Annotated in this window: 4 protein-coding genes and 2 pseudogenes; 2 read left to right on the top strand and 4 right to left on the bottom strand. The window is 34.8% G+C overall.

Translation table 11 applies throughout. The features are described 5' to 3' along the window. Nucleotides 1-8: 8 nt before the first annotated feature. Nucleotides 9-1,511, bottom strand: a complete 1,503-nt coding sequence (locus tag OIM59_RS02710) for a RagB/SusD family nutrient uptake outer membrane protein (RefSeq protein WP_303894825.1) — start codon at nucleotides 1,509-1,511, stop codon at nucleotides 9-11. A gap of 11 nt (nucleotides 1,512-1,522) precedes the next feature. Then, entirely contained in the window at nucleotides 1,523-4,669 is a 3,147-nt protein-coding gene (locus tag OIM59_RS02705; RefSeq protein ID WP_303894822.1) for a TonB-dependent receptor, read from the bottom strand. A gap of 722 nt (nucleotides 4,670-5,391) precedes the next feature. Here OIM59_RS02705 and OIM59_RS02700 point away from each other — a divergent pair. Both OIM59_RS02700 and OIM59_RS02695 read left to right on the top strand, forming a co-directional pair. Beyond that, a pseudogene (locus OIM59_RS02700) lies at nucleotides 5,392-5,736 on the top strand (transposase); the annotation flags it as partial. Nucleotides 5,737-6,156: 420 nt separating this feature from the next. Further along, nucleotides 6,157-7,064, top strand: a pseudogene (locus OIM59_RS02695) (DDE transposase); the annotation flags it as partial. A gap of 216 nt (nucleotides 7,065-7,280) precedes the next feature. Here the strand turns inward: OIM59_RS02695 and OIM59_RS02690 are convergent. Together OIM59_RS02690 and OIM59_RS02685 are read right to left on the bottom strand one after the other, a co-directional pair. After that, nucleotides 7,281-11,240 carry a hybrid sensor histidine kinase/response regulator transcription factor gene (locus OIM59_RS02690; RefSeq protein WP_303894819.1) on the bottom strand — a complete coding sequence of 1,320 codons (3,960 nt, stop codon included), beginning with the start codon at nucleotides 11,238-11,240 and terminating at the stop codon, nucleotides 7,281-7,283. Nucleotides 11,241-11,478: 238 nt separating this feature from the next. After that, nucleotides 11,479-12,039 carry a nitroreductase family protein gene (locus OIM59_RS02685; protein WP_303894818.1) on the bottom strand — a complete coding sequence of 187 codons (561 nt, stop codon included), beginning with the start codon at nucleotides 12,037-12,039 and terminating at the stop codon, nucleotides 11,479-11,481. Nucleotide 12,040: the final 1 nt, after the last annotated feature.

The raw sequence follows: 12,040 nt of genomic DNA, 5'->3' as shown, positions 1-12,040 counted from the left end.
ACTATATTTTAACCTTCAACATAACCTGGGTTCTGATCACCAACCAATTCTGGATTTGCAGAGAAAGCAGATTGATGAATTGGCCATAATATATACTGCTCATCACCAAAACCTTCAGGAATACCTCTTTCATTAATGAATACCTGATCCATTACTTCTTTTAAATCACCACGTCTTGCGAGGTCAAACCATCTTGTTCCTTCACACCATAATTCCAGCAAACGTTCCTCATCTATTATATCAATCAGCTCTGTCTGAGTTTCACTTCCTGTCAAGTTATGTTCAGTTGAAAAACGCTGACGAATTTGGTTTATTATTGAAATTGCTTCATTCAAATCATTTCCTTCATTACGGCGAGCATAAGCTTCTGCTCTAAGCAACATAATTCCTGAATACCTGTAGAATGGAATCTCATAATCTGCATCAGAAGCCACTATCTTAGGATATTCACCTGTCAAAGGATCCAATTCAAGCCATTTCGTACAGTAATCATCTGCAATTCCCATATTATCATTAATCATATCATAAGAATTTTCATCCAATGTTCCAACACCATTATATAGATGCAATGTATCTAAAGACAAGGCAAATCTTGGATCCCATTCTTTACGATTAACAAATTTGTTCCAGACAGTTCTCGAAATTTTTACTTGGGCATTACTTTGTTGTCCACCACCAATTTGTTTAACAATCCCCTGCTCACCGTCACTTGTATAATCCCAATACAAAACAAATATATTCTCTTTTGAACTTGCAGGATTTATAAATATCTGTTTCCATGTATCAGAATTTGCATACGCATAAGGATTTGTAGAAGTATTTGCAAAATAATCAGAAGCTAAAATAGCATTGGAATAATCTTTTTTCCACATGTAGAAGTCTGTTAATATTGCACTGGCAACACCTCTGGAAATTCTGTAACAACTAGTCGGTGCAGTCACACCAAATAAATTGACAGCTTGTTTGAGATCATTTTCTATTTGCGTATATACCAAATCTAAATCTGCCCTAGGATAATACAGTTGCTGACCTTCCTTGTTCTCGTATGGTTCAGTAATTAAGGGTACCCTTCCCCAAACTCTTACTGCATAAAAATACATCCATGCACGAGCCGTTAAAGCTTCGGCCAACATACTTGATTTATTAGCTTCATCACCATCATTTAATGCAGGTATATATTTTATCGCCACATTCGCACTTAAAATAATTTTATACAGACTATTCCAATTTGAAGTAGCATGTGTTGGTGACAATGTATTATAAAACAGATTTAAGTCACCATTATTTCTGTTTCTCTCAATAGCATCAGAACGATATTCACCCCAATAAAAATAATTAGTCTCCAAAGCATCCTGAATTGCATCATACATACCAGTGATCAATCCTTCCGCATCTTTCTCATTAGACGGGAAACCATCGGCAGGTAAATCTGTTATCGTTTCCTTTGTTAAAAAGTTCTCACAAGATGAAACAAATGCACTCAGTAATAATAAAAAAATATATTTATACATACCTTATTGATTTAGAAATTTACATTTAATCCAATACCAAATTCCCTGGAACGAGGGAACTTACCTGTATCATTACCAGGTTGTAAAACATTAGACACACTAATTTCTGGGTCCCAACCGCTGTAATTTGTCCATGTAAACAAATTGTTGGCATACACCCATAAATTCATATTTGAAACGGGAAGCCATTTAAAGTTTTTCTTCTTAAACATATAAGACAATCTTAACGTTTGCAGTCTTATAAAGCTGGCATCCTCAACATACAAAGAATTGACTCCACCCAGATTCTGATTATAAGTACTTCTGGTTTTTATAAATACAGGTATATCTGTCACAGCACCTGGATATGCCCAAGCGTTATGTATTCTATATGGGTAAGGAATATTATTATTTGATCCCTGACCATTCAAATATTGACTAAGAGCATTATAATTTTTGTTTCCTGCACTTCCATAGAAATTAAGATTCAATGAAAAATCCTTCCAGGTAAATGTATTGTTCCATGAAAAGAAACAGGTAGGCATACCGTTCCCCAAAACTTTTCTGTCATTATCATCAATAACCCCATCTACAGTTTGTTCTTCCCATATTATATCTCCTCCTTTTAGAACAGTATTTCCATACTTCATTTGGGCAGGTGTACCTTCAAATACCTCACCATTTGGATATGTATAACCAATCAGTGTTGGTTTTCCTTGGGAATTTATTATGACATTACCATAAGAATCACGTTCAAATTGTGGGATAAGCCTTGTTTTAAAGTCCTCTGTATAAGCATTGGATTCATCATATGCATAAACTCCCAAAGCTTGATATCCATACAATTGTCCTATAGGATTATTCTCAGCTACTAACCATCCACCTCCGGATATATAATCTTCTGTTGCCAGTTTTTCAATTGTATTCTTATTTATTGAAAAATTCACAGCAGTATTCCACTTGAAGTCTGCTGCTCTAACAACATCACCTGAAACTGTGATTTCAAAACCTTTATTCGATACAGCTCCAAAGTTAGCTTTCATATTATTGTAACCAGATTCTGTTGGAAGAAGCATTGCATAAAGCAATCCGTCTGTATATTTATAATAATAATCCAATACAGCCTTGAATCTACCGAAAGACAAATCCAAACCGGCATTAAACTGTTTTGTAGTTTCCCATTTCAAATCCGGATTACCTACAGTATCGGAAGGTCTGATTCCTGCCATACCATCATACAGATATCCTCCAAACGTATAAACAATCTGAGAATCATAATTTCCTACTCGTTCATTACCTGTAATACCGTAACTCAATCGAAGTTTACCATCTTCAAGTACTCTTTTGAGGGGTTTCATAAATTTCTCATCAGAGAATCTCCAACCCAAAGATAATGACGGGAAATACCCCCAACGATTATTAATAAATCTGGATGATCCATCAGCTCTCATTGTAAAATTCATCATATAACGGCTCATATAACTATATGACAATCGGGTAAAAAAACTTGCCATTGAATGAGCAGTCGCTGAAGTTGTTGTATTTACAAGATCCAAAGCTTCATATGCATTAACGGTAGGTACAGACTCTGTAATATGACCCTTACCTGCAAATTTCAGATTTTCATCATACCAATCCTGAACAGAAGTTCCAAGAATACCATTAACGCTGTGTTTTTCCAGGAACTCACGACTATAATTTAACAAGAATTCAGCAGTATAGTTTCTCTTAATAGCCGTTACATCAGAAGCACTCGACAAGCCACTGGAACTAAGTGATGATGGGGAGAAATTTTTCGTACGAGTAACAGCATAGTTTCCATTAACTGAAGCCTGTGCATTAAAATATTTATTGAAATGATATTTAACAGTCTCATTAAATAATATACTTTGTGTTTGAGGTTCATTTTTTCTAAATAAAGCCTGTGCTACAGGGCTTGCATAACCTGAATTTATGAACAAATGACTTCCATCCGGATAATAAATCGAGAAATGTGCAGGACGACGTAATCCTTGATAAAACATTGCTGATTCATTTACGATATTTCTTTTTGAATACGTATAAGCAAAATTAGTTGTAAATGTCCATTTATCACTAGGCTTAAATTCAAAATTACTTTTGACTGATAAACGTTTATACCAAGAATTTAAAATAATACCCTGCTGATCAAGATAACTGATTGAATTATAGAAGCTAGTAGTCTCATTAGCAGAACTTGCACTGAAATCCACCTGATTTGTATGCGCTGTTCTCGATAATTCATCCTGATAGAAAGTATTAGAGTTCTTGGTTGGATTGTTCGAATCAGTAGTAAAAGGAGTATAAAGCTCTAGCCCTTTATTTAATCCCATATTTACCAAATTATAAAAGACATTAGCTTCATACGCATTAGATTGAGGAATAGTGTGTGCCATGGTAGAAATACTATGAGAATATCTACCACTTACTTTAAGTTTTCCTTTTTCACCTTTTTTAGTTGTTATAATCACTACACCATTTGCAGATTGAGAACCATATATTGCTGCAGATGCAGCATCTTTTAAGATTTCCATTGATTCAATATCATTGGGATTAATTGCAGAAATATCATCCATCTGAACTCCATCAACCACATATAATGGATTAACGCCTGCTTCAAAAGTAGATGTACCTCTAACACGAACTGTACTACCTTCACCAGGTGCACCTGAATTACTGATCACCAATACTCCTGGAGCTTCACCTTGAAGAGCATCAAAAACGGAAAGCGGCTGTTTTTCTTCAATAGCTTTTGCATTTACTGAAGTTATAGCACCTGTTACATCTCTTTTTTTCATAGAACCATAACCAATTACTACAACTTCATCCAGCATTTCCTGATCAGATTTCATTAGAATTTTAAAATAATTCTGTGTTCCAACTTTAACTACCTGATCTTTATATCCAACATAAGATACAACTAATTTCGCATCAGACTCTACATCCTTTAAAATAAAATTTCCATCAAAATCTGTGATAACTCCCTTACCTGTTCCTTGAATTAAAATTGAAGCTCCAATTAGAGGCTCTGAATTTTCATCTAGAACAACACCTTTTATGTCTTTAGATTGTGCAAGAACTTGCGTAATTGAAGCACAAGAGAAAAAGACTAACAAAGAAATAAATTTAATCTTTAAAAATTTATAATACATATTTTTCATAATATTACACTTAATTAATTATTAATTATGGGCTTTATAACCATAGCCAATAAACGCAATAAAAAAATACAAGTTAGCCGGCATATTATTTAAATTAATTACTAAAAAGGATAACAAAATACAGGTGGCTAAATCCTGTCTTCTTTTTCCATTCTAAATGGTATTTTATTGTTTATATACACCAATCATTTATTATAACATAAAAAAAACAAAAACCCTCTTTCTACAAGAAAAATAAACTAAACTATGAACGTGTTTTTACATGTAATACTATCTTTCAGTTTGTCCTACATCATTCAGAATTCTTACATAATTAAACCTGACAATAACAGTATGGGTATTTACTTAATCACTCAACTCCATAACCTAATCAAAAACTAACACCAAATAGTAAACAATCTTTTATCCCAGAAAAACTATAACCTAATTTTTAATCTTTACATTCCATTCACCAACATTCTTTTGTTGAGGCAAATATAAATCGTTATAGATTCCTAAAACATCAATATAAGTTCATAATATAAAAATATAAGTGCATATATGTAAAAATCATTCAAACCGATACAACAATACAAAAAAAATGAGGCCCAAATAAACTTTGAGATGGTCTTTTTTTGTGTCTGCAAAAAAATCAGGCAAGCCCAAACTTCGCTCAGTCAGGACTTGCCCATCTCCACATTTTTTTTGTATCTTAGAGAATCAAGTAATATATTCCAAATATAATGTTTAAAAACTATACCTCCAACGATAATCTGCTTTTACCTCCGTATTTAAGCGATTTTACTCCCCAAAACGACGCGGTCCAGGTTATCCACCGTATCATTGAAAATATTAGCCTGGAAGAACTTTACCACAAGTATTCTGTCAAAGGCTGTCCGGCCTACCATCCCCGCATGATGCTGCAGATTCTGGTATATGCCTATCTGCGCAATATCTATTCCAGCCGCCGCATTGAGGAGTTCTGCCGCAATGACATCCGCTTCATGTGGCTGACCGGTACCAGGGTGCCTGACCACAACGCCATCAACCGTTTTCGCAGCAGCCGGCTGAAGGATGTGCTCAAGACCGTCTTCGCTACCATCGTGAAGTTCCTCGTGGCGGAGGGCTTTGTAAGTCTGGACGTGGCCTGCACCGACGGGACGAAGATGGAGGCGAACGCCAACCGTTATACGTTCGTCTGGGGCAAGTCCATCCACACCCGCATCTCCAGAATTGCGGAACAGCTTGAGGAGATATGGCGGTACGCCGAGTCCGTCACCAAGCAGGAGCTGCGCGACTCCGCTCCCGTCACTTACCAGGACATCACCCCCGAGAAGGTGGAAAGGGCGCTGGAACAGATACATGAAGCTCTGGAGGGAACGGATGCGGACCGGAAAGTGAAGGCCAAGGTCCGGCGCGTGAGGAAGGCATGGCCCGAACAGCTCAGGAAATACGAATCCAAGGAAAGATTCTTGACGGGCGCAACAGCTATTCCCAAGACCGCCCCCAATACCACATGCTATGAGAGCCACATACGTTTTACTATGGATATGAAACTACTCAGAGAAAGCCTTGAATGGCTCTATAGATATATCTACAGACATTGTAGGAAGCATGGCATAAGAAGTACCCGCAGCAAATATAGAAATGAAGCGGAGTCCTATCTGTCCTACTGCAAGAAAAGAAAAAGAAAGGCCTCAAGGACAAGAACGCTCAAGCATCGTATAACCAGACTTCCTGAAAGGTTCCTCATACAGAGGGATGAAATTCATCGAGAGTACGGAACCTTACTCCAGTACACCCTGGATTACCCAAACGTCTTTCCATCATCAAAAAGATTCTTGTACAAGAAAAGGAAATGTTTGATGGGCGGAAAATCAGTGTCACATCGTCAGCATTTACCGTCATTACATACACATACGTCCTATTGCAAGAGGCAAAGAAACAAAGTCTGTCGAGTTCAATGCAAAGATCAACAACATACAGATAGATGACATATCGTTCACCGAACACCTCTCATTCAAGAAATTCAATGAGGGTATAAAACTTAAGGACTGTATCCGTATGCAGCAAAAGCTCATGAATGTGAGAGTAAGATGCGTAGCTACCGATTCCATATATGCTATTAATGACAACAGAAAGTTCTGTACAAAATATGAAATCTCCACATCCTTTGTACGCAAGAGAAGGGCGGCCAGGGATAAACCCTTGAAAAAGTTTCTCAGGAGTGAACTCTCCCAAGAAAAAACTACCATACTTGAAGGCAATTTTGGCACTCAAAGCAACATTACTCACTCTCAAGGCTAAAAGTACGGAACAGGAAGACGGAAATCCTGTGGATTTTCTTTGGAATCATACGGCTAATGCCCTACTGATGATAGGCAAGGTCAAAAACAGAACGGTAAAAGCAGCATGATATGATTTTACTGAAAAATTAGAAAAGGCCATCAGACTTCTTCCGAAACGTCATGTCCTACCGATAAGAGTCAATGAGAAAATACGGGAAAATGACAATAAATGGCATATAAAATGATTATACTTTATCATCTTTATATGCCATTGTATTTACTAGGGACATTTACAGAATATCCCTATCTTGAGCCCCATTTCACAATAAGTTTGATATATCCTTTTAGTTCCTACTTTTTATATATTCCTTAGGCGGAACTCCATATTTCGTCTTAAAACATTTACAAAAATATGAAGAAGAATTGAAGCCGCAGGACAATGATAATTCCTCAACATTTGTATGTCCGCTATTTATAAGTTCTATAGCCATTAGCAGACGTTTTTCCCTTAAATACTCAGAAATATTATACCCAGTTTCTGCTTTTATCCTTCGGAAGAGTGAACTCCTGCTCAGATGCAGACATGCAGCCAACGCCTCAACATCAAAATCAGGATCCTTGATATTTCTAGATATATAAAAATCAAGTTTATCCATAAATGACTGCGGTACCGCATCATAAATTATATCATTAAGTTTTGCAGCCTTTGCCAATAATTTTGAAATATGCTCCATCAACAAGTCTTCATCTACAGGTTTTGTGAGGAAAATATCAGCACCAGCATTTATAATTCTTCTCTGACTCTCAATATCTGCAGCACCAGAAAGAACAATAATTGGAATATTTCTTGTTTTACTATTCTCCCTAATTGATTTTGTACATTCAGTTCCATCCATTAAAGGCATCATGTAATCCATTACTATAATATCTGGAATAACACTTGTCGCCATTTCAAAACCAGCCTTACCGTTTTTGGCTATTAGACATCTGTATCTAGCAGAAAGAGATTTCTTGAGATAAAAAACTACTTCATCATTATCCTCTATAATTAATACTGTTTTAGAATTAGAATTCACTTCAACTGGTATTTCTCCATTATCAGGCACTATGTTATCCACATCCGTCTGCTTTTGAGAAATCAATATAGGAGCAGACGATTCCTGCTGATTTTCATCTGTAATCAAAGGCAGACAAACTATAAATGAACTTCCTATTCCTTTTTCTGAACGAAGCATTATATTACCGTCATGCAAAGCAACATATTCCTTACACAAATGAAGACCAATACCACTTCCATCCTGATTCTCGTTATGATATGTATTAAATCGTTCAAATATTGCTTCAAATTTATCACTCTCAATACCATCGCCATTATCTGAAACAGAAATTTGCAAAGCTAAACCATAAAATCTGTTTCCCACATAGAACATTCCTTTATAACTGTCTTCCGAAAGTTTTACTTTTTTAAGATCAAGTGTTATTTCAGGATCATTGCCTGTATATTTAAATGCATTTGACAATAAATTATATATCACCTTTTCTATCATACGAGAATCACAATTTACATACCTCATCAATGAGTCGGAAGAAAAATTAAGATTGACATTCTTCTTTTTGACGAAATAATCAAACTCACTTATAATATCCTTACACAAAGGAACCAAGTCTGTATTCTTCTTATTTGCCTTCATTTTATCCATTTCCAGAAGCCGGAAATCAAGAATCTGCTCTGTAAGATGTCTTAATCTTTCTGTATTTCTGTAAATTACATCAAGATGAAACATAGTTTCCTTGTCAAAATGCTTCTCACGGAGTATCTTCATCGGCGCTACAATAAGGTTCAAAGGAGTTCTAAGTTCATGCGATATATTCATAAAGAATTTAGTCCTTTCCTCTGCTATAGCTTTATTAATACGGCTTTGATTCCGCTCTGAAGAAATTTCCTGTAGTGCTCTAACTCTAAATTTTATATTCCTATATATAAAATATAAGAGTACAACTGTAAGTATAAAATAAACCAAATAAGCATAACCTGTTGCATAGAATGGCGGATGTATAAAAATTTTTATTCTCAGTTCCTTATCTCCCCAAACCATGTCATTATTTGCCCCATATACACAAAGTGTATATTTCCCCGGAGGAACCTGAGTAAAAATAATATTTTCAGACTGTTGTATAGTAGTCCACTCATCCTGATAACCTTCCAATCTATATTTCAATTTATTCTTCACAGAATTAAGCAAATTATTGGTAGAAACACAGAAAGATAACGAATTAAGATAATAAGGCATTTCCATTTCCCTTATATCTGGAACATAATTTGAATTGACTTTTACTTCATCCAAAGTAGACAATAAATGATTATTAATCTTTATACTAACCGGAAAAACCTGCGGCTTTAACGAATTAACCCTTATACTGTTTATATTTATATAGTTAAATCCAACAGTAGATCCCCAAAAAGCTGTACCATCTTCAAGCAAACAACTAGAAAGAGGGTGAAATTGACATCCTATTACTCCATCCGCCTCATCATATCTATAGATATTTTCTCCTTCTTTACAAATATCAATAATTCCTTTATTAGTAGAAGCCCAAACTCCACTCTTCCCCAACGACATCAAAGAATAAACATCTACTCCATCCATTTGCGTTTTAACCGTAAATGGTTTTAATTTTCCAGACGGAATATTATAAACAAAAATGCCTTTATTACGAGACCCTAATAATAGTTCTTCATAATTTAACGGAATAACACAATAGAAAAGTACTTTCCCAATATTACCGGCAATATCTACTTCTTCAAAAATTTTACTATTTCCTTTTTTTACAACGAATCCCCTATTAGTACAAGCATAAACATTATTTTGGTTATCTACATATAATTGCCAGACAGCATCATAATTTAGAGTATTATTTACGGTAGAATATAGTACCTCCTCATTAGTCTTAAGATTATATTCCAATATACCGCAACTTCTTGTAGCTATATAAAGAATGTCATTCTTAATCAGCATACTAGATACTATAGGAGATATGTTAGCAAAGGACCTAATATTTATTTTTGCCATATTTCCAGAATATTCATCAAATTCCCATACCCCCTCAACAGCTCCTATAAGAATTTTATTTTCATGTCTCAGTAAAGTCTTTATATGAAAAGGAACAGGATAAATCCGTTTAATAAAATCCGATGAAGAATAATCATAAAGATACAAGCCATTATTTTCTGTACCAACCCATATACATTTCATATATTTGGATGAAACAAAAGATGTTACTACTCCAACTTTCGTCTTATTGTTTAAATAATATATTTCACCACCAAAACGATAAGATTCAGGAGAATATCTTGCCAGTCCACCAGACCATGTCCCTAACCATATATTATTTTTAGAATCAATAAATATATCATAAATACTACTTGAAGGCAAACTACTGTTTACATTATTAAAAACCGACACATCATCTCCAGACAATATAGCCAAGCCGTCGTATGTACCAATCCAAATTTCACCATTATCTCTTTTAACTATAGCTCTGACATTATTGCTAGGTATTCTCAAATTTCCTTCTTGTGCATCTATATTATACGAATGCATCAGATTTCCAGCTGTATTTATTACTTCTATCCCACTATTTTCATATCCTAAATACAACCATTCATTATCGCGACAAATAGCTGTTATTTTATCTTCATGATTTCTATATATATGTTTAAATTGTATTGAATCAGATAAATCAACATAACCGACTTCACCTTCCTCTGTACCAACGAGAATATTACAATCCGAAAACAAGTGAAAAGTTGAAATATTTTCAGGCTGATTCTTTAAAAAGTTAATAGTTGCTGACTTACTATCATAGATACATAATTTCTTATTTACTAAGACAATATACTTGTTTTCAGAAAATTGTACAAATTTATCTACCCGCTTACCATCAAACAAATCAATATTACGAAACTCATCATCAATCGGATCAAAATAGACAAGTCCATTTGATGTTCCAACCCAAAGGACATTGTTACTATCCACAGCGATATCAAAAATCTGATTATAAGGAAGACCTGAATCATATATTTCCTCCTGCTGATAATGTTTGAAGTTCATTCCATCATAGAAGAAAAGTCCTGTCTCACCACCAGCCCAAATAAAACCATTTTTATCTTCATGGACACATGTTACTCCTGTAAATGATATTCCAGAGACAGGAGTCACCTGTTCAAACTTGTAACGCAACTTCTCTGCATGCAAACTTAACGAAAGAATTAAAAGGAACAAAAAGGTCAATGTATTTTTCACAATCAACATAATTACATATATAGGTTTACAAAGGTAAGTAATTTTTAATCAAACGCTTCAATAATTGAACGTTTTTTTAATACTAACATTTTAATTCAACAAATTTACAATATTATTAAAAAACGGTTCCTATCAAACATAGCTTGACAGAAACCGAAATCAAATTTACAAAATGTTTTGGTCATTCAATTCATTATGGACAATTGTTATCTTACTACAAACCAAATCCCAATAATACTTAATCTATAAATCTAATAATCTCATCCGTAGGCTTGCGTAGTGGTGCAGAGTGATGTTCACCATCCTCATATCCATATACTATAAGTGCAGCAACTTTTTCATTCTCCGGCAACCCGATTATTTTTGCTATAGAATCATTATCAATCACCCCAAGAATACATGTAGCAACACCTTTAGCATAGGTCGACAAACAAAATTGCTGGCATGCCAATCCGGCATCAAAGCACTCCCAATTTGATTTATCTTCATCCTCATCATCTATTCCTTCTACTTTACCCTTCAATGAGCCACTCTCACCTACAACATAGCTGAGTACTACAACCCCATTTGCTCTTTTCAGAGTCTTTATATTATATATGAAGCCCAGAACGCAATTGTCAGTAATTTTCTCTATTAGGGATTTATTGTCTATAATATTGTAGCGTGCGATCTGATAATTAGACCATGAAGGAGCAAACTGACTCAATTTGACTATTTCAGTCATAAGTTCCCTTGATACTGTTTCATTCTTGTACTTTCTTACACTTCGTCTTTCTTTTAATAATTCTATTGCTTCCATA

Origin of the sequence: Bacteroides mediterraneensis (assembly GCF_025993685.1) — a bacterium.
Lineage (GTDB): Bacteria > Bacteroidota > Bacteroidia > Bacteroidales > Bacteroidaceae > Phocaeicola > Phocaeicola mediterraneensis_A.
This window is presented reverse-complemented; position numbering and strand designations above follow the sequence as displayed.

Coding starts and splice junctions, on each gene's coding strand:
- OIM59_RS02710 (WP_303894825.1), bottom strand. CDS start 1,511: ATGTATAAATATATTTTTTTATTATTACTGAGTGCATTTGTTTCATCT.
- OIM59_RS02705 (WP_303894822.1), bottom strand. CDS start 4,669: ATGAAAAATATGTATTATAAATTTTTAAAGATTAAATTTATTTCTTTG.
- OIM59_RS02685 (WP_303894818.1), bottom strand. CDS start 12,039: ATGGAAGCAATAGAATTATTAAAAGAAAGACGAAGTGTAAGAAAGTAC.